Below are 20,095 nucleotides of genomic sequence, written 5' to 3'. Positions count from 1 at the left end.
TTTGACTGAGATAAAAAAATGGGTCAACCATCTGTAAGTATTTATTTATTATCTTCAGAGCGTAGCGGAAGCAATCTGCTTAGGCATAGAATATGTCAATACGCAGATAATTTATGCAGTGTTCCTCCAGCCACTATTTTGAGGACTTTAGGCTACTGGGAACCATTGATGGGTCCATTTTCAGATGACGCTAAATGGATGAGCACAATAAGATATGCCCTGCGTTGTTGCTATGAAAGAGCAGTACCCTGGGAGATAGTCTTTTCCCCTGAATATATTGCAAATGTATATGCTGATTATTATGGAAACGAAAGGTCAGTTATACGTCTGACAGATGTGTTGTACAGAGAGTACGCTGCGCATAAAGGTTTTTCCGGTTATTTCTGTAAGGAAATATGGTTGTTTGATTTTGCGGAAAGCATTGCCCATCAATTACCTCATGCAAGGTTCATTCATCTTTACCGTGACCCTCGGGACTACGTTTTAAGCCAGCAAAACAGACCTTTTGGTAATCAGTCGGCATTGGATATGGCACGACTCTGGCTAAAGGAGTGCAACAGTTGTTTAAGGGCTGTAAATAGCCCGATTGTTCAAGGTAGGACATTTTCTGTTTCATATGAGCAGCTTCTTCAACACGAGTACTCAATACTTCAAATCTTTGGGATGGATATTCAGGGGTGCGCAGCCGGGGTGGAGCAGAGTATTTCCGAGTATAATTTTCATGAATTAAAGAATGTCCATAAACAAACCATGAAGCAGAATTTTAACAAGTACAAAACATTAATGAGCCACAAAGAGGTCAGGATTATTGAATCAGTGTGTTGGAATACTATGCGTTTTTTGGATTATAATACTGAATATGAGGCAAGGCCATCTCTTTCTTGGAGAGACTTCTATGTATATCAATTTAGTAAGTGCGTAAAAACTTTTTTTCGTAACCGGATTAATAGATTCAGGCTTCGTAATGAACCGATCAATAGAAGGGCGGCTCAAGGCCTGGTGTCTGAACTGACGCATAACTATAGATGATTTTTGAATATTTTTAACTTATCAGAGAATTGCTACAATACATGAAAATCGCCATCCGCGTTGACGCATCCCTGCAAATCGGCACCGGCCATGTCATGCGTTGCCTGACCCTTGCCGAGACATTGCAGCGTAAGGGAGCGCGGATAATATTCATTTGTCGGGAACATCCTGGACATCTTTGCAAACATATTGAGGAAAAAGGGTTTCAATTGTACAGGTTTCCTTTGTCTGTGCAAAAAGAGAGTAACAATTCGCAAATTGATATGGCAAATAGTTCATCTTGCGCATCTTGGCTTGGTGTTTCCTGGAAGAAAGATGCTGATGAAACTATTAATGTTCTTTTACAAGAAGAGATAAGTTGCCTCATAGTCGATCACTTTGGAATTGATGCCTCCTGGGAGAGGCGAGTTAAAAATCATGCACCAGCAAATCTTGCAGTAATTGATGGGCAGCTTGACAGGCCTCATGAATGCGATTTTTTGCTTGATCCAAATCTTACCTGCAAAGCTGCTGAACGGTGGAAAAACTTAGTGCCTCCCCATTGCAAGCTGTTTTTGGGTCCACGGTTTGCCTTTTTAAGGCCTGAGTTCTTAGAAGAGCGGAGCAGGCTAAGAAGGCGTGACGGTCATGTTCAAAATATCCTTATCGCCTTTGGAGGTGTTGACAAGAATAATGCTACTGGAATGGCATTGACGGCACTTAAGCATGTTGATTTGTCCGGAATTGTCGTGAATGTTGTTGCTGGTGTCGGCAATCCTTACATGGCAGATTTGGAAAGAGCCAGCCGTTTTCATGCAAAAATGAACTACCATGCACAGTCGTTTGATATGGCAAAGCTTATGGCCGTCGCGGATCTATGCTTGGGGGCGGGGGGGACTATGGCCTGGGAGCGTTGCTATATGGGGCTTCCGAGCATTATGATATCAATTGCAGACAACCAGATCGATAACTGCAGGTCATTGGCGCGTGAGGGGGCGGCCTTGTATCTCGGTAGACAGCAGGAAGTCCAGGTCAGAAAAATAGTTGGCTCGATAAATTTCGCTTTCACGAATCCTCAAGAGCTGCGCAAGATCGGGGAGAAGTGCATTCACTTAATGGGTGAACCCGCATCGGGCATGCATGAGTTTTGCCAGGCGATACTACGATGATTAACCTGATTGAACAATTAAACAACGTACTGGCTCGGGAGAGGATGTTTGACCAATTTTATAAAGATATTCCCCCCACTCCACAACTGCCGGTAATTTTCATTGTTGGTTTGCCCAGGTCAGGCACGACCCCTTTGGCCCAGATGATGATCCAAAGATTTAGACTGGGTTACGCATCCAATCTGATTGCAAAATTCTGGAACGCGCCTGAATTTGGAATATCCCTGGCCAGGGAACTATCTCAGGATCCGGGGCACGAATCTTCAGGCTTAGAATCAAATTATGGATTCACCGCCGGATATGAGGGCCATCATGAATTTGGATATTTTTGGAGGCGCTGGTTTGATTTCAAGGAAAATCATTTTCTGGACCATGAAGCACAATCGAGAATAGATGTAAGAGGGCTGCAAAAATCCCTGGCCGTTATGGAAAATGCTTGGAAACGGCCTTTGATATTTAAAAATCCAGCAGCACTCCCTTTACAAACGGAATTTTTAGCAAATATGTTATCTACTTCCTTTTTCATATATATAAAAAGAGATATCGAATCCGTTGCTGTTTCTCTTTTTAACGGACGAATCAAATACATGAAGGACATAAACCAATGGTTTTCCATAAAACCAAAGCAGTATTCACATCTCAAGAGTCAAGACATTCCTGAGCAGATAGCCGGACAAATCCATTACACCCAAAAAGAGTTAGACAGGCAAATGGAAATGGTGCCTGCTCATAGAAAGCATTGCCTGTCATTTTCGGACCTGTGCCTGAATCCCAATGAAGAGCTCAGTCAAATTGGTGAGACTATAGGAAACGCCTATCCTGGCCTGGAAGATAGAACAGTAGGTTTTCCCCCGTTGTGCCCTGTTGCCGAAAGTATGGACTCTGGATTGTTGCATCAGATTCAAGTATGCCTCTACAGACTGGCAGAGCAGGAAACATGTCCATAGTTGCTATTATGCAGCCCACATACCTGCCGTGGATTGGCTATTTTGACTTGATTGATCAAGTGGATCAATTTGTTTTTTTTGATGACGTTAACGTGCTAAAGCGAAGCTGGGGGGTAAGAAATCGAATAAAGACAGCTCAAGAAGAAGTATTTTTGACTGTACCCATAAAAAGCAATGCAAACCGTGTATCCCGGTTTTTTTTTAACACAGGCATTGACTACAGTCATAATTGGCAGAAAAAACATCTTCGAACTATAGCCCAAGCATATTCAAAGGCACCGTTTTTTAAAAAAGTTTACCCGGATTTTGAAAAACTCATCAATACTCAATACCCTACTATAGCTGACTTGAACATTATGATAATCCGCATGGTGGTAGACAAAATCGGCATAAAAACCAGGTTGTGCTGTTCCTCAGAAATAAGTGACATTGACGGGCGCAAGGACGACCGCCTGGTTAAAATATGTCGTGCTTTAAGCGCTGATAAGTACCTCTCGCCTCAAGGGAGTGCCGTTTATATTGAAGCTGATCAACCTGGAGGAACTTTTCCGGATGCAGGCGTTGAGCTGTTTTATCACAATTATGAACATCCAGAGTATCCCCAGCAAGGATCATCTTTTCTAAGTCATATGTGCATACTGGATCTGCTTATGAACTGTGGATACGAGCAGGCTCTTGACTTGATCCGTTCAGGGCGAAGGCCCATGATACCCTATCAGGAATTCAGGGAAAGGTGGATGCAGACTGGCCGTTAAACACAGTTGAAATGTATTAGGAGAACACGATTGAAAATTGCAGAGCATAAAATATCAGTCCAAAGCCAGCCTTTCATCATCGCTGAAATGTCTGGAAACCATAAGCAATCTTTAGACAAGGCCTTGCAGATTGTTGAGGCTGCTGCCGCGTCAGGCGCTCATGCCCTCAAGCTGCAAACCTACACCGCTGACACTATGACCCTGGACCTGGATGAAGGGGAGTTTTTCATCAGTGATCCAAAGTCTTTGTGGTACGGCCAGTCAATGTATTCCCTTTATCAGAAGGCACAAACACCCTGGGAATGGCATAAGCCCATATTTGACCGTGCCCGGGAGTTGGGGCTGATAGTGTTCAGCAGCCCTTTTGATGAAACAGCTGTTGATTTCCTTGAGGACCTGAAGGTGCCCTGCTACAAAGTCGCTTCTTTTGAATGCGTGGACCTGCCTTTGATCAAAAAAATTGCGTCAACAGGTAAGCCCATGCTTATTTCAACCGGAGCAGCAACATTGGCAGAGATCGCCGAAGCCGTGGATACAGCTCAGAGTGCCGGATGCAGTGATCTTGCACTCTTTAAATGCACCAGCACCTATCCGGCTACACCCGAGAACACGAATCTGCTGACTATCCCGCATATGCGGGATCTCTTTGGATGCGAAGTGGGTTTGTCTGATCATACATTAGGTATCGGCGCTGCTGTTGCCGCTGTTGCATTGGGGGCTACCGTTATTGAGAAGCATTTTACCTTGAGCCGTGCAGACGGCGGAGTAGACGCCGCCTTTTCTCTGGAACCGCATGAAATGAAAGCTTTAGTTGAAGAGACAAAACGGGCCTGGCAGGCTTTAGGAGTTATTAAATACGGTCCGACCAAGGCGGAAGAAAAAGCCAGAATGCGGCGCCGCTCACTCTACATAACCAAAGACCTCAAAGTGGGCGACGTCCTGACCAGGGAAAACGTCCGCTCCATCCGGCCGGGGCATGGTTTGCCGCCGAGGTATCTTGATGTTGTGCTGGGCAAGAAGGTGAACAGGGATGTGAATAAGGGAACGCCGGTGGGGTGGGAGATGATTGGGTGAACCCGAAGTCGGCAACCTTTACCAAGAAGAAAAGAGAAGAATATCTCACGCCCGGCCTAAGAAGGCCTTGAGCCACAGAGCAAGACATGAGGAAGATAAGGCAGGAGGAAGAAATTTAGTATTCATATCCCCCGAGCCGGTGGCTATGAATAACATGCTCCCCCGGTGGGGCGGAGAGGCAAAAATAATTATACACCGTTATGAATGAGATTGTACCAATAGAGAATATTACCGCCAGGATCTACCAGATCCGAGGGCTGAGAGTTATGCTGGACCGAGACCTGGCTGAACTCTACCAAGTCGAAACCAGGTCACTCAAACAGGCTGTTCGCAGGAATATTGACCGCTTCCCTTCAGACTTCATGTTTGAGCTGTCCAAGGATGAGTTTCAGAATTGGAGATCACAATTTGTGATCTCCAATTTCGACAAAATGGGTCTTCGCCATCCGCCAATGGCTTTCACTGAACAGGGTGTGGCCATGCTTTCCAGTATTTTGCGAAGTAAAACGGCAATCCAGGTGAACATCCAGATCATGCGTGCATTCACCAAACTGAGGCATATCTTATTAGATAATGAGGAGCTTCGCAGGGAGATTGTAAGCTTGCGCCAGGAAACTCAGGGAAAATTCCAGATCATTTTTGAAACCCTGGACCATCTCCTGGCTGAAGAAGCTGAGCCTAAGAAGAAAATTGGTTTTACTGCCAAGGAAAATGAAGAAGGATACGGTACATAAAACCCAGTCCTGGGGCTGAGAGCTTTTTTCATTACTGCAACTCGCAGGAATGAAAATGATTTCTCTCTTCTCTGTGACCTCTGCGGCTCTAGCGAGTCTTCGAGTGGGCGAGAGGCAAAAGAAAAGAGTTATCTCACGCACAGGCCATGGCCTTCATCCAAGGTATTTGGATGTGGTATTGGGCAAGAAGGTGAACAGGGACGTTAAGAAGGGAACGCCGGTGGGGTGGGAGATGATTGGGTGAACCCGGGGGCCGTAGCCCGGTATCCGTAGCCCTTGGCAGGATGACCTTTTCCCTTAATGTGAAGTGCTGACATGAACATCAATGAGACAATAAAAAGCCCTGAAGGGCGGACACTGGAATTCAAAAGTCAGGTTCCGGGCAAGCTGGATAGTATCCTGCGAACGGTGATCGCCTTTTCCAATGGTTCCGGCGGAGAGATTATTATCGGCATTGACGATGATCGGAATATCATCGGCATTGACCAAGACCCTTTTGACCTTGAAGAGCGCCTGGCCAGTTCGATCCACGACCGGATTGCCCCTGTTCCCGGCGTGTTTTTCCAGACTATATCTATTGACCGCAATGTTCTTTTCAGAATCAAGGTTTTGCCCGGGCCGAACAAACCCTACTACTTGAAATCAAAAGGCCCGGAAAAAGGAACCTATATCCGCGTTGGTTCCACCAACAGGCTTGCTGATGAATGGGTGCTGGCGGACCTGCGCAGACAGGGACGGAATCGTTCTCTGGACGAAGAGGTGGAAACCCGTTTCGGGTGCGAAGTTTTTTCCAGTCAGGTGTTTTCCAGGTACATGCAGTGGAGAGGCCTGCAAGCCCAGGCCGATCTGGAATACCTGGTAAAGGAAAAACTGGCTGTTCGCTACAACGGAAGTTGCCACCCTACTGTCGGGGGGCTGCTGTTATTCAGCGAGATTCTACCCGAACCTTATGCATACGCCGGGTTTGCCGTGGTCCGCTACAGCGGCGACAGCAGGTCAAGCCTGGTCCATTCCCAGGCCATATCCTGTGCTCTGTTGGACATGCCGGGAATGGTTCTCGATGCTGTCGGGGCCTATCTCGGCAGCAAGGTTGAAATAAGCGGTCTGCACAGGGAGGAACAGCTGGATATTCCCTTGCTTGCCTTGCGCGAATCCATTGTCAATGCCATCTGCCACAGGGACTATGCCATGCAGGGCTCCCAATCCAAGGTGGAGGTGTTTGCCGATCGCGTCGAGGTCATCAGTCCGGGCACCCTGCCTACCGGGATTGCCGTTGCGGACCTGGGCCTGGGTGCATCTGAAATCCGCAACAGGCAGATCGTCAAAATTTTCCGCAAAGCCGGTTATATCGAACAACTCGGTACGGGGATTATCCGCATGCGGGAAAGCTGCCGGGACGCCGGCCTGGCAGAGCCGAGGTTTGAAGAGGTCGGCAGTTATTTCAAGGTGACTTTCTTTAAGGCGCAAAACACGCTACCCCCGGATCTCAAGGCTGTATATGATTTCCTGCGCAAACATGGGGAACAGTCCAGCAGTCAGATAGCCGCCAGCCTGGACATCCACCAGAACACAGCGATAAAAAGACTGAATAAGTTGCTGGATGCCGGTCTGGTTGTCAAAAAAGGCAAAGGCGCTGATGTGAGGTATGAAGCACAGGTGTGAGCTGATGTGAGGGTGTGAGCTAGCGTGTGAGATGGGATTGTCCAACCATACTCTGGGTATTGGTGCTGTGGCTGCCGTGGCCTTGGGAGCCTGCATCATTGAAAAGCACTTCACCCTGTCCCGAGCCAAACCCGGCCCGGACAGCGCCTTTTCGCTGGAACCGGACGAGTTCAAAACCATGGTCGCGTTTGTTTCAAACTTGACTGAGGGTCGGTGGTCAGTCGAGCTAATACAGTCGAATCTGGATTCAACTTGAGAAATAATTCCGATAAAAGGAAAAGAATGAACCGATCTGATAAAAAACCAATTATTTATATTTTAATGGAAATAAAATCCAGGGAGCTTGAGGGAAGATTTCTTCTAGCTCTCGAAGCCGCCAATCGCGGTTTTCGGGTGGTTTTTGGACACAAGTCTGCCATTAATACTGGCTTAGAATGCGGGTGTCTTCCTCCAGGTTGTTATCTTGATAAAAGTTTAACAAGAGGGAAAGAAGGGAAGCTTGCTTCATTAGCTGATATTGGCTGTCTGATAGCCTCCCAGGACGAAGAAAGCGGACTGCTTTCCTACTCTTACGACAAGTTCCTTTCCGTTCGCAGCACCCCGGAAACTGTGGGAATGGCAAGTCTTGTGTTTTGCTGGGGTGAGTTTGATCATTTAGCCTGGAGCGATAAGTATTCGGCCGAAAAGGAAAAATTTTATCCCACCGGGTCACCCCGCATAGACTACTGGCGTCATGATTTTTTGCCGTACTTTCAGCATCATATAGACAATATCAAGCAACAGTTTGGCAAGTATGTGCTGGTTTCTTCTAATTTTGCTTCCGCCCACGGCTACATGACTCTGGAGGAGCGGATTGCGCAGGGCCGTAAAAACGGCAGCATAGTGACGGCAGATGATGAGCAAAGAATACGCAATATCTTTGAGGACAGCAAAAGAATGTTTGCTCTGTATGCCCAGCTCATCAGAGACCTGGCCAAAAAATACCCTGACATCAGCTTTGTAGTCCGTCCTCATCCTGTGGAGAAGATAGAAGGCTGGAAGAATGTTCTGCCCACTACGGATAATATACACGTCCTGTTTGAGGGAGGAATCAGTTCCTGGGAAAGAGCGGCGTGCGCAGTCATCCACAACGGCTGTACAACCGGAATGGAGGCATATGTTTCCGGTACACCGGCTATTGCCTACACCCCTTTTGAGAGCCCCATCAACAGGGAAATTCCCAACAAGCTGAGCATCAAGTGTACAACCGAGGACGAAGTTTCTGATGTCCTGGCCAGGATTTTTAGTGGAGAAGAGGTCAATGACCACCGCACCCCGGAAAATGACGAGCTGATCAGGAACAGGCTGGCCAATGTTGAAGGTGACACAGCGGCTAAGAAAATCGTGGATGTGCTGGAGACACTGGACGTTCCAGAGTCGCCTCCAATCAGGCTGGGGCTGACTGGCTGGAAAATGAGCGCCAAAAAAGAATTGGCGCGGCTTAAAAATAGAATCAAAGGCGTGGAAACAAAAGCCATGCGCAAGTTTCCAGGGCTAAGGCTTAAGGAGTTGAAACAGATTCAGAACAATCTTTCAAAGGTAAACAGTAAGTACAATGAATGCAGCATCAAACATCTTTATGGTGATGTATTTGTGGTGGAGAAGAATTAGTTGGATACGTAGCTCGTCATGATTATCAGTCATAAACATAAATTTATATTTTTGCATTGCAGAAAAGCAGATGGGAGTTCGGCTGGTGTCTATCTATCGAAATATCTTGGGCCAATGGATATACAACTTAGCGCAATTCCCTATACTTTAGGGTCGGCTTGCAACCTTCATCAATTGAGGATGATTTTTTATAGCTTGCTTTATCGTTGACTTGATTTAAATCATGATGCATCATAGTATAAATTAAGGTCATTATTCGGATTGTCTTTTATCATATAACACTACTAACAAGATGAAAAAACATATACGACATCTATATGAAATTAGGAATGAAGGGTTTTTGGCTTTTATAAAAAAGCTTAATGTTTTTTTAAAAAAAACATTTGCTTACAACTGTTATGTGATTTGCTTTGCTAATCCCGGCTATCTTAATTTTATTGTTTATATATTATATCTTCGATACAAAAAACATGGTGTTCCGTTTAGACAGACTGCATCTTTTGACAGCCTCTTAAAGTTTATAAATTTCCTTAACAATAGGCAGATAATTTATTTTCTGGGCCATGGTAATTTATTAGGTGCCGTTAGGCAGGGTGCATTTGCTGGTAAACCTGGTGATGTAGAATTATATGTCAAGAGTTCGTATTATGATCAATTTGTTTCTTATGAACAAGATTTAAACGCACTTGGATATAAATTCAAATATCATCTGTCATCCAAAATTGATCTTTTTCCTCCACGAGGTTGTAAAATAACTCTTCTTTTTTTATCACCCAAATCAACACAGGATGGTTATGTTTATTTACGAATAAAAAACGGAGAAGAGCTAGATGTCATTCACGAGGATCATCTTGAATCACCAGAAACTGGCTATCTTTTTGGTTTTCCATTTAACATTCCAAAGAATCCAGAGAAAATAATCGAAGAACGATATGGGCCAAATTGGAAAGTTCCTGACGCTCCTCAGTACGCATGGTTCAAGTAACAAGCTTGCTTTAATGGATCTTCAAGGATTGCAGGTTTACCTAAACAATGAAAACACCACAATGCACCACATCAATCAAGTTCGGCTCCAAAGCGGACACCCTGAGCCAGCTTCAAGGGACGTCGCTTTCACCAAAGATTCCTTCCTTTCTTTATTTTAGTCTGCAGGAATGGCAGCAGGATGCCCATGTACTGCTGCAGAAGGCTGCCCGCCGGTTTGATGTTGGGGCTGTGGCCGTGCGCAGTTCCGCAGTGTGTGAAGACGGGGGAAGCAACTCCCATGCTGGCGCGTTTATGTCCGTGCTTGATGTTGATCCAGCCAATGAGCAAAGGTTTCGGGAGGCGGTTAAGGCTGTGTTTGCCTCCTATCCGGAGAAGAACCCCGACGATCAGGTTCTGGTTCAGAAAATGGTTACTGATATTGATGTCAGTGGCGTCATCATGACCCGGTGCGTTGACGATGGCTCTCCTTATTATGTGCTCAACTACGACGAATCTGGCAGATCTGATGGAGTTACCAGCGGATCAGGTATTCACAAGACTGTACTGGTCTATCGTGATTATCGACCTGAGTATTGCGATTCCGAACGGGTACGCGGAATGCTGGATTTGGCCAGGGAAGTCGAGGCCCTGTGCGGGTCCATTCCGTTGGACATTGAGTTCGCCCTGGACAAGCGTGGCTTAATGCATCTTCTTCAGGTGCGCAGGATAAGCACTGCTGGGGGTTGGCATCCAGACACCGAACATAGGGTTAAGAGAATTATCCCTTATACAGAGCGCTTTGTTTCCCAACTGACCGCCCCAAGATACGGGCTTTTTGGAACGTATACTATCTTCGGCAACATGCCTGACTGGAATCCTGCTGAGTTAATCGGCGTGATTCCTTCGCCTCTTGCTGCATCTCTGTTCAGATGGCTTATCTCTTCACACGCCTGGAGCCATGCCCGGGCCAGGATGGGCTATCGCCGACTTCCCAGGACGGAACTGATGGTCCTGCTCGGAGGCCGGACATTCATAGACGTCCGGGCCAGCTTTAACTCCTTTCTGCCCCAGAAAGTTCCAGCGGAAATCGGCGAGAAATTAGTCAATGCCTGGCTGGACCGATTGGCGTATAACCCAAGCCTGCACGACAAAGTGGAATTTGAGGTTGCCCACACTGTCCTGGATTTTTCTTTTGATGAAAATTTCAATCAAAGATATACTGATGTACTCAATTCTGATGAAAAAAAAGCTTTCAAGGAACTGCTCTGCACTTTTACCAATAAGGCTTTGGATATATCTGATAAGGGCAGTTTACCTCGAGCCCTGAAAAATGTCGACGATCTTGCCTCGCTGCAAACATCTGAATATCTCAGCTTTGTTTCACAAAGTCCTGTGGCGCTTGCTGGCTATACTCAAAACCTGCTGGAAGACTGCCTGCAATACGGCACCATTCCGTTTACCATTATCGCCAGACACGGCTTTATTGCTGAGACCCTGCTCAGATCTGCTGTCTCGCGCGGTGCATTGACTCAGGAACGACTCACAATGTTTAAATCCTCATTTCGCACGGTCATGGGCGATCTGGCCAGTGATACCAAGGCTGTGTGTCAGGGTAAAATGCCAGAGCGTGATTTTCAGAATAAATACGGGCATCTCAGGCCTGGGACGTTCGATATCATGTCCCCTTGCTACAAGGATCGCCAGGATTTATTCGACAATTGTCAAATTGACAGTGCAGTCCATTCTCCTGAACCCTTTGAATTGACGCATGATGAACAAAATAACATCAACTCGTTACTTCAAGAGGCGGGTATCAATACAGTAGATGCGCAAGGTCTTTTTGCATATTCTATGAAAGCGATTCAGGGACGGGAGTACGGAAAGTTTATTTTCACCCGGAACCTGTCCGCGGCCCTGGAAGCCATTGCCGTCTGGGGAGGAGGATATGGACTTGGAAGGGAAGACCTGTCCCATTTGACCATCCAGGATATCATAGATACCTGCCACAGTTCAACCAGGGGCGAAACAACCACCCTGCTTATGCATAAGGTGGATCAGGCCCGGATTGAGCAGTCACTGGCCAGAGTGTTCAAGCTCAGCTATCTGGTTCGGGGAGTCAGGGATATACATGTAGTGCCTATACACCGCTCCGAACCTAATTATATTTCCAACAAACAGGTAGAGCGACCGCCAGTTTTTCTCAAGGCTGCTACAACAAACTACGGCACTTTGAATGATTATATTGTTTGCATTGAAAACGCCGATCCCGGCTTTGACTGGATTTTTACCAAGGGCATAGCCGGATTGATCACCAAGTACGGAGGCGCAAATTCGCATATGGCCATCCGTTGTGCAGAGTTGCAGTTGCCTGCCGCCATAGGCTGTGGCGAAGAAATGTTCGAGCGCCTGCGCAGGGCCAGGAAAATTTCTCTTGACTGCGGATCTAAAACTATAAGGTCGATTTAATCGTATGGATCAATTACGCATCGGCCTGACCATGAGAGTGGTTGAGGCGGTTGAATATGCCGAAAAGCGCGATGCCCTGGCTCAAGACTGGCCCGGATTTATGCATCAGGTTCTTCCAGAATACAAATGGATGCCCATGCCCAATCTTGGATCAGGAATAGCCAGTTATGTTCAATCCTGGAATCTGAGTGGTTTTATCATCACCGGCGGAAATAACCTTTTTGAATGCCCTGAACGTGATGAGACAGAGCTGGCCTTGATAAGTTATGCTCTTGCCAATGATATTCCGATTTTTGGAGTGTGTCGCGGGTTTCAAATCATGGCCCACTATTTTGGTTTTAAAATACAACCTTGCTCAAACCATGCCGCTACAACACATGAAGTAATCATTAATGGGGATAAGCACATGGTTAATTCCTACCATGACAATTGTGGACCAGTAGAGATGCAACCGCCTTTAATGGCCTTTGCCAGGGATCTGGAGGGTCGAATTGAGGGGTTCAGACATGTCCAGGAGCCTCTTATGGCCATAATGTGGCATCCAGAGAGAGAATGTCAGGCAACAGATTTGAATATTAAAATGATTAGAAAATTTTTTGGTTTACTATGATGAAAGCAGTAATTTTAGCGGCTGGGCGTGGTTCCCGCCTCCTGACCCTGACCGATGACCGGCCCAAGTGCCTGGTGGAATTAAAGGGTAAGCCACTGCTGCACTGGCAGCTTGAAGCCTTGAGGGAGGCCGGCATACATGACATCCTTGTGGTGCGAGGGTACTGCAAGGATCAGATAACCGGTGACTTTGAGACCACGGAAAACCCCAGGTGGAATGAGACCAATATGGTGGCCACGCTTATGGCTGCCAGGGACTGGCTGCTGCATCAGACCTGCATTGTTTCCTACGCAGATATTGTCTATCCCTGTGAAGCCATACATCGGCTTATGCAGGATGGTTCTTCCTTAAGCATCCTCTACGATATCAACTGGCTCGATCTCTGGCAGCAAAGATTTGAAGATCCATTGAGCGATGCCGAGAGCTTCAGGCTGGATGAACAAGGTAGTCTGGTGGATATAGGCCGCAAACAAGTATCTATTGAGGAAATCCAGGGTCAGTATATGGGGCTTTTGAAATTTACCCCCAAAGCTGCCAGATGGGTTTTTGATCTGCTGGATAAAAGCCAGGAGCTTGTAGATAGACTGGACATGACCTCTTTGCTGCAGCTGCTCATGGACCAGGGCAAGTCCATTCAGGCAGTCCCCTGGGATGGACCTTGGTGTGAGGTGGATAATGAAATAGATTTGCAGGTAGCAAAGGAGATATCAAGGATATGGTAATCTGGCTTGTAGGTTTGTCTGGATCTGGTAAGACAACGATTGGAAAGATGCTCTACAGTGAATTAAAGAACAAGAATCCAGCGACTGTATTTCTTGACGGTGATATACTTCGTGATGTTTGGGGCGATGCTGTTGGGCACGATGTAAGAGGCAGAAGTTTGAATGCTCATCGCATATCTCATCTATGCAGGATGTTGGATAGTCAGAGTATTGATGTAGTTGCGGCTGTTCTTTCAATTTTTCCCGAATGGCAAATTTGGAACAGAAATAATTTTTCTATATATGTTGAATTTTTTTTGGATACTCCAATGGAAATACTGAAAGATCGCGATACAAAAGGGTTGTATAAAGATGCTGAAGACGGTCTGATCAAAAATGTCGTGGGGGTTGATATCCCTTTCCCTGTTCCGAAAAATTCTGATATGGTTGTGGATACATCTGGACGTTCTGGAACGCCAAAAACATCTCTTAAACAAATTGTTGAATATTTAGAAACGTTGTGATTATAAAATTACTTATCTGGATTTTTTGCGTTGAGTTGATATTATTTTGCTTGGTTCGCATTTTGCGTTCATTTTTTCCGTGGCTGATAATCACTAAGGACAAGGCTCCGATTATCCCTGAAGAAAAAATTGCTAAACACGCAAAGCAATCCTTCCACCCTGTACTTGGATGGCTCCATAGACCAAATGCACAATGGCATAACACAACATCAGATGGAGCAGTAACCTATAGGATTGATAGTCGAGGAAGGCGCAACAATCCAGGTTTTGAAAATGCACCAATGCCTGTTGCTGTGTATGGAGATTCTTATGCTTTTTGCCGATTGGTACCGGATGACTGTACTTGGCCGCATTTTATGTCCAAGTATCTTCACTGTCATGTGGGTAACTATGGCGTAGGTAATTATGGGTTCGACCAGGCCCTGATCCGTTATGAAAACGATCCTCCAACCGAAGCACGAATTGTCATTATGGCCGTAGTTCCTGAGACAATAGTCCGGATTCAATCATACTGGAAGCATTACTTTGAATATGGCAATCTTCTCGCATTTAAGCCACGATTTACAATTAATGACAATGAGCTAACCTTTCATTCGTCAATTATTTCAGACCCTCAAGATTACGTTACCTATCGTCAACATATCAAGCACATTCAAAATTTGGATGGCTTCTACTGCAAAAAGTTCACTAAAGATATTATCGGCTTCCCATCCATGTTGTGCTTATTGCGTAAGCCAGGGCGACACATGGGAATAATACGAAGTCTGATATTTTGGCTTGCCATTGGTAAGCCTGATATCGCTAAACGAAATGCACTTAAGGTAATATTAAGAGAGAATGCAAAATGGGTGCAGAGGCTTTACAACGATAATGATTCATGTCTATTGCTCGAATCTCTAATACAACGCTTTGCGAATTCATGCAAGAAAAACAAAGCAATACCTGCATTGATTGTTTTGCCTCAACCTGGTGATGTAAATAGGCAAGGTCCAGAAAACCATGAGCACTTTTTTTTAAACATGAAAAAGCATCTTCATGTTTTTGACTTTACAAATATTTTTAAACAAAACAAGAAAAAAGTGTCTTTGTACGTTGAGGGTCCTATTGGACCCCACACAAGCCGAGAAGCTAATGATTTAATAGCAAAACGTCTTACTGAATTTTCTTGTATCATGAAAAACCCAGTCTGATCATATGAGCATATTTAAAATTGCCGTTCTTGGGTCTGGGAATTGCGGCTCTGGAGCCGTGTTCGACTACCTCGCTGGTCGGCCGGACTGTTTTGATCCCCTTTCAGGCAGGGAATTTAGACTCATCCAAGACCCAGGCGGCCTCATGGACCTGCACCTTGCCCTTGGCCAGGGATTTTCGGTCAATTCAGCAAGTTCCGCAATTCATGAATTCATTGACATTTGCCGGCGCCTTGGTCCGCCAAGAAAGGCAAACCCTCCCGGCTTGAGCTATCTGAGGCTATTTCCAGGCTACCAGAAAATTGTCAATGGCTTTGTAAATCGTATTGCCGCTTTGTCTTATGATGGCATGCCCATGGTTGAAAGAACCAAACTTTCTGCCTGGGGCTCCGTGCAATGGCGCATCCGGCAAAGACTGCTCAAACGTTGGGGAAAAAAGGCCGGAGGCAAGCAGATTTTTGTTCCCGTTGAAGAACAAACGTTTTTACAGGAAGCAAATCAATTCATTGATGATCTTTTTTCCAGCGCAGGAAGTGATTTCCAGGGCAAACCGGTGGTACTCAACCAGGGCGGCTCATACTGGCGACCCGTCTTTTCAACGCAGTATTACGGTGATCGGCATGTGGTCGTGGTCAACAGAGACCCGAGAGGCATCTTTGCCAGCTTCATTTTTGGCGGCTATGCATATCCAGGCCGCGACGTGAAGCTCTTCTGCAAATGGTATCGACAGGTTATGAGTTTGAGAGATCAAAAGGAATGGGCCAGCCCGCTTGTGACGACAATCCAGTATGAATCTTTTGTCCTGGAGCACAAAAGAGAGACGGAAAAGCTTTGCGATATTCTTCATCTATCCCCTACTGCCAGATCGACCTATGATCCTGAAGCATCAAAAAGAAATGTCGATAAGTTTATGAAAATTCTTTCCAGGAATGAGTTGGATGTTATCGAGAAAGAGCTGAGTGACTACCTCTTTTTATAACATTTTTATTTATTAATGAAACCCTCAATAATTTACATCCTTGGCTCAGGCCACAGCGGATCTACTATTTTGCAGTATCTGCTTGCAGGCAACCAAAATGCTGTGGGCTTAGGTGAAGTGCGGCAATTGGCGGATGGCCGGGGGTGGAAGAATGAGGCTGGTGATTGCTCTTGTGGACAGGCTGTTCAGTTTTGTCCTGTGTGGCAGGGACTTCAACCTAACCCAAATGATAGCAAACTGGAATGGTATAAACGTCTGCTGGAAAAGTCCCAGGCACTTTACCCACAAGCAACTCACCTTGTGGATTCTTCTAAGTCGATACACACGGTCCAGCCCTGGATCGATTTGGGAGGTGAAGGATTAGTCTCTAATGTTTATATCATCTATATAGTTCGGGATGCCCGGGGGTGGGCGGTCTCAGATGAAAATACCAGAAAACGAAAAAACAGGCCGTCACGCCCAATTGTCATGTCCATGCTGGCTTGGTGGAAAAATCAGTTGCGCACGATTCGCTATATCAACAATGATCTTAAAAGGATGGATCCACTCTTTGTTTCCTACGAATCCCTTGTATTCCAAGCTGATACCCAGCTTCTCAGAATAAATGAATTCTGCAGCTTGGAAAGTGAAGGCAAAGATATCGAAGAGGTGCTTTGTACCTCAAATGTTCACGATGTTTTTGGCAACAGGATGAAAAATGACACTTCCAAACGCACAAAACTTGTGTATGATGACAGATGGCAATATAGAATGTCTGCCAATCTGTGGCTTCCCCTGCTTTATCCGATTTGGAAGCTTAATTCCAAACTACGCAGACAAGGCGGGGCATAACTATCATCCAAGATATTGACCGCTGCTTGTTCATTTATGAAAATAGCCTACCTCTCCTCCTCCACCATCCCCTCCCGCACCGCCAACTCCATCCACGTGATGAAGATGTGCCAAGCCTTTGCCAGGAACGGGCATGAAGTCACCCTGCTGGCCCCGGACAAACGCGATGATGCCGAGCCCAATGTCCCTGATCCGTATGCATTTTACGGTGTGGACAAGTGTTTTGAGATCATCAAACTACCCTGGCTGCCCATCAGAGGACGGGGGCATATATATGGCCTGCTGGCCGGATTAAAGGCCAGATCATTAAAGCCGGATCTCGTATACTGTCGGAATGCATCTGGATGTTTTTTTGCATCCAAGCTTGGTCTGCCAGTAACATTTGAATCTCACGCACCTCTTGAAGACAGCGGGCCAGTCAGCGAATGGATGTTCAGGCGGCTTCTGAAATCTTCCAGACTGCAAAAGCTGGTGGTCATTACCCATGCCCTGAAAAAATACTATCAGGAAAATTATTCCTGTAATGGTGTGCAGATCCAGGTCGCCCCGGACGGCGCAGATCCAGTACCTGAAGGAACCCAGCCTGTTGACCTGCCCAATAAATGTGAGCGTTTGCAGGTGGGGTATGTTGGGCACTTGTATGCCGGAAAGGGTATGGAGGTCGTTGGCCAACTTGCCTTACAATGTTCTTGGGCTGATTTTCATGTGGTGGGTGGATTGGAGAAAGATATATCTTACTGGAAAGAAAATCTTGGTAACAGCAAAAATATAAATTTCTATGGATTCGTCCCACACGAGCAGGTTTCAAAGTATATCTATGCTTTTGATGTGGTTCTTTTGCCGAATCAAAACCAAGTTGAGGCCCATGGTGGTGGAGGGAATATTGGAGACTGGACCTCCCCATTAAAGCTCTTTGAATATATGGCTTCTGGAAAGGCTATAATTTGTTCAGACCTGCCGGTGCTCAGGGAAGTTGTTGAGCATGAGAAAAATGCGCTTTTGTGTCCACCGGATGATGTAGATGAGTGGGTAAGAGCTCTGGAAAGGCTACGGCAAGACAAAAAACTTGCCAAGCAATTGGGAAAAACAGCCCATGATGAGTTTATAAAGAATTATACTTGGCAAGCACGGGCTGAAAGACTCCCCATGTGTCAGGATAGATGTCGTCTTGGATGAAATTTGAGGGAGGGCCAAGAGGAGCCCCCGGGGGGCTCCTCTTGGAACAAAAATCCCTTTCATCCTATCATGTTCAACATAACAAGGGGCAGGAGCTGGTTATAATGTCTTACCCTTTGCAATTTAAAGAAAACGTGGTCAAAATGGTACTTACAGGGACTGACTCTCAAGCCCAGATCGCCAAGGACATGGGAGTTCCAGGTTCAACCATGCGATACTGGCTTAAAAAAGCACAAAGCACTGGAGATACCATTATGGCCAAACATGAGAAACGTCCACAGGACTGGTCCTCAAAAGAAAAGCTCGATGCCCTGCTTGAATCTGCCAAGCTTACAGACGAACAGCTGGGAGCCTGGTGCAGACAAAAAGGAATACATACTCATCATCTGGAGAAATGGAAAAAAGAATTCTCCAAGGATCAATCAAGGAACAAAGGCAATAATGTCCGTCAGCTTAAAAAAGAAGTCAAAGATCTTCAAAAAGAGCTTAACCGCAAGGACAAGGCTTTAGCTGAAACAACGGCCCTTCTGGTGCTCAAAAAAAAAGTGGATGCCCTCTGGGGGGGCAACAGGGACGACTGATCCCGACCCAGAAGAAAAAGCGCATCCTGACACTTATAGACGAAGCCTGCAGTTCAGGAGCCAGGCTGAAAAAAGCTTGTGCCATTACCGGCTTAAGTCCCAGGACCATCCAAAGGTGGAGAAGTCCTGAGAAACTTGAAGACAGACGTAAAGAGTCAAGCCAAACACCAGCCAACAAACTGAGTGAAATGGAACGACAGAAGATTCTGAAGACCATCAACAGTCCTGCATACAGGAACCTGAGTCCGCATCAAATAGTTGCGGATCTGGCTGATCAGGAAACATACCTGGCGTCCGAGGCAACCATGTACCGCATCCTTCGGGAAGAAGGTCAAAACACCCACAGGCAGCCTTCAAAGCCTAAGAGACACAACAGGCCTGAAGAACTGACAGCTGCTGAGCCCAATCAGGTCTGGACCTGGGACATTACATATCTGCCGGGCCCGGTTAGAGGAGTGTTCTTTTATCTGTACATGATCATTGATCTCTACAGCAGAAAGATCATCACCTGGCAGATACACACCCGTGAAGGATCCACTCTGGCCGGAGGCTTGATCAGCGAAGGATGCTATCTGGAAAACATAACCAGAGACCAACTGGTCCTACACTCTGACAACGGTGCTCCCATGAAGGGAGCAACCATGCTGGCCACTTTGCAGCAGCTGGGTGTAATGCCGTCCTTCTCAAGGCCTGGCGTAAGCAATGACAATGCCCATTCAGAAGCCTTATACAAGACTCTGAAATATCGCCCCTGGTATCCTCAAAAGCCTTTTAAAAGCTTAAGTGATGCCAGAACCTGGGTCGAGGGTTTTGTACAGTGGTATAATCATGAGCATCGTCACAGCAGCCTGGCGTATGTAACCCCCAATGATCGGCACACAGGCAGGGACAAAGAAATCCTGGCCAGACGACGAGTTGTTTATCAAAGAGCAAAAATGAAAAACCCGGAACGGTGGTCAGGTCAGATCAGGAAATGGTCTGCACCTTCTGAAGTCACACTGAATAAAAAAAGAACCTCTAATACAGAAAAAATTGCGGCCTAAAGGCGACATCTTTCTTGAAACTTACCGGA

The 20,095-nt window shown here is 46.1% G+C and carries 22 protein-coding genes; all 22 read left to right on the top strand.

Going from position 1 to position 20,095, the window contains the following annotated elements; all coding sequences use genetic code 11:
* The first annotated feature begins 18 nt into the window (after positions 1-18).
* The 22 genes from P771_RS0100940 to P771_RS0100835 all read left to right on the top strand — a co-directional run bounded on the left by P771_RS0100940 (position 19) and on the right by P771_RS0100835 (position 20,066).
* Positions 19-1,029, top strand: coding sequence for a sulfotransferase (locus P771_RS0100940; RefSeq protein WP_084301563.1), 1,011 nt, complete (start codon positions 19-21; stop codon positions 1,027-1,029).
* A gap of 41 nt (positions 1,030-1,070) precedes the next feature.
* Positions 1,071-2,177, top strand: a complete 1,107-nt coding sequence (pseG, locus tag P771_RS15995; protein WP_084301561.1) for a UDP-2,4-diacetamido-2,4,6-trideoxy-beta-L-altropyranose hydrolase — start codon at positions 1,071-1,073, stop codon at positions 2,175-2,177.
* A complete protein-coding gene (locus P771_RS0100930; RefSeq protein ID WP_028573659.1) occupies positions 2,174-3,124 on the top strand; it encodes a sulfotransferase in 951 nt (316 codons plus the stop codon). Before pseG ends, P771_RS0100930 begins: the two co-directional genes overlap by 4 nt.
* Positions 3,115-3,879, top strand: coding sequence for a WbqC family protein (locus P771_RS15990; protein WP_051617023.1), 765 nt, complete (start codon positions 3,115-3,117; stop codon positions 3,877-3,879). Before P771_RS0100930 ends, P771_RS15990 begins: the two co-directional genes overlap by 10 nt.
* A 30-nt stretch (positions 3,880-3,909) precedes the next feature.
* Positions 3,910-4,953, top strand: a complete 1,044-nt coding sequence (gene pseI, locus P771_RS0100920; protein ID WP_051617022.1) for a pseudaminic acid synthase — start codon at positions 3,910-3,912, stop codon at positions 4,951-4,953.
* Positions 4,946-5,161 (top strand): hypothetical protein, encoded by a 216-nt coding sequence (locus tag P771_RS0100915; protein WP_028573657.1) that lies wholly within the window; start codon positions 4,946-4,948, stop codon positions 5,159-5,161. Before pseI ends, P771_RS0100915 begins: the two co-directional genes overlap by 8 nt.
* Complete coding sequence (locus P771_RS0100910; protein WP_028573656.1) at positions 5,154-5,687, top strand: ORF6N domain-containing protein; 534 nt, start codon at positions 5,154-5,156, stop codon at positions 5,685-5,687. Before P771_RS0100915 ends, P771_RS0100910 begins: the two co-directional genes overlap by 8 nt.
* A gap of 49 nt (positions 5,688-5,736) precedes the next feature.
* On the top strand, positions 5,737-5,931 hold the full coding sequence (locus P771_RS19200) for an SAF domain-containing protein (RefSeq protein ID WP_353740011.1): 195 nt from the start codon (positions 5,737-5,739) through the stop codon (positions 5,929-5,931).
* A 71-nt stretch (positions 5,932-6,002) separates the two neighbouring features.
* On the top strand, positions 6,003-7,349 hold the full coding sequence (locus tag P771_RS0100900; RefSeq protein WP_028573654.1) for an RNA-binding domain-containing protein: 1,347 nt from the start codon (positions 6,003-6,005) through the stop codon (positions 7,347-7,349).
* Between the two features lie 31 nt (positions 7,350-7,380).
* The gene (locus P771_RS0100895; protein WP_028573653.1) at positions 7,381-7,605 is read left to right on the top strand and encodes an N-acetylneuraminate synthase family protein; all 225 of its coding nucleotides are present in this window, start codon (positions 7,381-7,383) and stop codon (positions 7,603-7,605) included.
* A gap of 26 nt (positions 7,606-7,631) precedes the next feature.
* Positions 7,632-8,999, top strand: a complete 1,368-nt coding sequence (locus P771_RS0100890) for a surface carbohydrate biosynthesis protein (protein WP_150112102.1) — start codon at positions 7,632-7,634, stop codon at positions 8,997-8,999.
* 340 nt (positions 9,000-9,339) lie between these two features.
* Positions 9,340-9,984 carry a hypothetical protein gene (locus P771_RS0100885; RefSeq protein WP_150112101.1) on the top strand — a complete coding sequence of 215 codons (645 nt, stop codon included), beginning with the start codon at positions 9,340-9,342 and terminating at the stop codon, positions 9,982-9,984.
* Between the two features lie 47 nt (positions 9,985-10,031).
* Complete coding sequence (locus P771_RS0100880; protein WP_028573650.1) at positions 10,032-12,431, top strand: PEP-utilizing enzyme; 2,400 nt, start codon at positions 10,032-10,034, stop codon at positions 12,429-12,431.
* Between the two features lie 136 nt (positions 12,432-12,567).
* Complete coding sequence (locus P771_RS0100875; protein ID WP_208595927.1) at positions 12,568-13,041, top strand: gamma-glutamyl-gamma-aminobutyrate hydrolase family protein; 474 nt, start codon at positions 12,568-12,570, stop codon at positions 13,039-13,041.
* Positions 13,038-13,763: a phosphocholine cytidylyltransferase family protein gene (locus P771_RS0100870; RefSeq protein ID WP_244147272.1), complete on the top strand. Its 726-nt coding sequence runs from the start codon at positions 13,038-13,040 to the stop codon at positions 13,761-13,763. The genes P771_RS0100875 and P771_RS0100870 overlap by 4 nt, the downstream gene beginning before the upstream one ends.
* Positions 13,757-14,266 (top strand): adenylyl-sulfate kinase, encoded by a 510-nt coding sequence (locus P771_RS0100865; RefSeq protein WP_028573647.1) that lies wholly within the window; start codon positions 13,757-13,759, stop codon positions 14,264-14,266. The genes P771_RS0100870 and P771_RS0100865 overlap by 7 nt, the downstream gene beginning before the upstream one ends.
* Before the next feature lie 62 nt (positions 14,267-14,328).
* Positions 14,329-15,456 (top strand): hypothetical protein, encoded by a 1,128-nt coding sequence (locus P771_RS18045; protein ID WP_150112100.1) that lies wholly within the window; start codon positions 14,329-14,331, stop codon positions 15,454-15,456.
* A 145-nt stretch (positions 15,457-15,601) separates the two neighbouring features.
* Positions 15,602-16,435: a hypothetical protein gene (locus P771_RS0100855; protein ID WP_150112099.1), complete on the top strand. Its 834-nt coding sequence runs from the start codon at positions 15,602-15,604 to the stop codon at positions 16,433-16,435.
* A gap of 69 nt (positions 16,436-16,504) precedes the next feature.
* Positions 16,505-17,266 carry a sulfotransferase domain-containing protein gene (locus P771_RS0100850; RefSeq protein WP_028573645.1) on the top strand — a complete coding sequence of 254 codons (762 nt, stop codon included), beginning with the start codon at positions 16,505-16,507 and terminating at the stop codon, positions 17,264-17,266.
* Between the two features lie 36 nt (positions 17,267-17,302).
* A complete protein-coding gene (locus tag P771_RS0100845) occupies positions 17,303-18,442 on the top strand; it encodes a glycosyltransferase family 4 protein (RefSeq protein WP_028573644.1) in 1,140 nt (379 codons plus the stop codon).
* Between the two features lie 104 nt (positions 18,443-18,546).
* Positions 18,547-19,023 carry a transposase gene (locus P771_RS0100840; protein ID WP_028573613.1) on the top strand — a complete coding sequence of 159 codons (477 nt, stop codon included), beginning with the start codon at positions 18,547-18,549 and terminating at the stop codon, positions 19,021-19,023.
* Complete coding sequence (locus P771_RS0100835) at positions 18,999-20,066, top strand: IS3 family transposase (RefSeq protein WP_150112094.1); 1,068 nt, start codon at positions 18,999-19,001, stop codon at positions 20,064-20,066. Before P771_RS0100840 ends, P771_RS0100835 begins: the two co-directional genes overlap by 25 nt.
* Positions 20,067-20,095 lie beyond the last annotated feature (29 nt).

This window comes from Desulfonatronovibrio hydrogenovorans DSM 9292, from assembly GCF_000686525.1.
In the GTDB taxonomy this organism is placed as follows: Bacteria; Desulfobacterota; Desulfovibrionia; order Desulfovibrionales; family Desulfonatronovibrionaceae; genus Desulfonatronovibrio; species Desulfonatronovibrio hydrogenovorans.
This window is presented reverse-complemented; position numbering and strand designations above follow the sequence as displayed.

Coding starts and splice junctions, on each gene's coding strand:
- P771_RS0100940 (WP_084301563.1), top strand. CDS start 19: ATGGGTCAACCATCTGTAAGTATTTATTTATTATCTTCAGAGCGTAGC.
- pseG (WP_084301561.1), top strand. CDS start 1,071: ATGAAAATCGCCATCCGCGTTGACGCATCCCTGCAAATCGGCACCGGC.
- P771_RS0100930 (WP_028573659.1), top strand. CDS start 2,174: ATGATTAACCTGATTGAACAATTAAACAACGTACTGGCTCGGGAGAGG.
- P771_RS15990 (WP_051617023.1), top strand. CDS start 3,115: ATGTCCATAGTTGCTATTATGCAGCCCACATACCTGCCGTGGATTGGC.
- P771_RS0100910 (WP_028573656.1), top strand. CDS start 5,154: ATGAATGAGATTGTACCAATAGAGAATATTACCGCCAGGATCTACCAG.
- P771_RS19200 (WP_353740011.1), top strand. CDS start 5,737: ATGAAAATGATTTCTCTCTTCTCTGTGACCTCTGCGGCTCTAGCGAGT.
- P771_RS0100900 (WP_028573654.1), top strand. CDS start 6,003: ATGAACATCAATGAGACAATAAAAAGCCCTGAAGGGCGGACACTGGAA.
- P771_RS0100895 (WP_028573653.1), top strand. CDS start 7,381: ATGGGATTGTCCAACCATACTCTGGGTATTGGTGCTGTGGCTGCCGTG.
- P771_RS0100890 (WP_150112102.1), top strand. CDS start 7,632: ATGAACCGATCTGATAAAAAACCAATTATTTATATTTTAATGGAAATA.
- P771_RS0100880 (WP_028573650.1), top strand. CDS start 10,032: ATGAAAACACCACAATGCACCACATCAATCAAGTTCGGCTCCAAAGCG.
- P771_RS0100875 (WP_208595927.1), top strand. CDS start 12,568: ATGCCCAATCTTGGATCAGGAATAGCCAGTTATGTTCAATCCTGGAAT.
- P771_RS0100870 (WP_244147272.1), top strand. CDS start 13,038: ATGATGAAAGCAGTAATTTTAGCGGCTGGGCGTGGTTCCCGCCTCCTG.
- P771_RS0100865 (WP_028573647.1), top strand. CDS start 13,757: ATGGTAATCTGGCTTGTAGGTTTGTCTGGATCTGGTAAGACAACGATT.
- P771_RS0100855 (WP_150112099.1), top strand. CDS start 15,602: ATGGACCTGCACCTTGCCCTTGGCCAGGGATTTTCGGTCAATTCAGCA.
- P771_RS0100845 (WP_028573644.1), top strand. CDS start 17,303: ATGAAAATAGCCTACCTCTCCTCCTCCACCATCCCCTCCCGCACCGCC.
- P771_RS0100840 (WP_028573613.1), top strand. CDS start 18,547: ATGTCTTACCCTTTGCAATTTAAAGAAAACGTGGTCAAAATGGTACTT.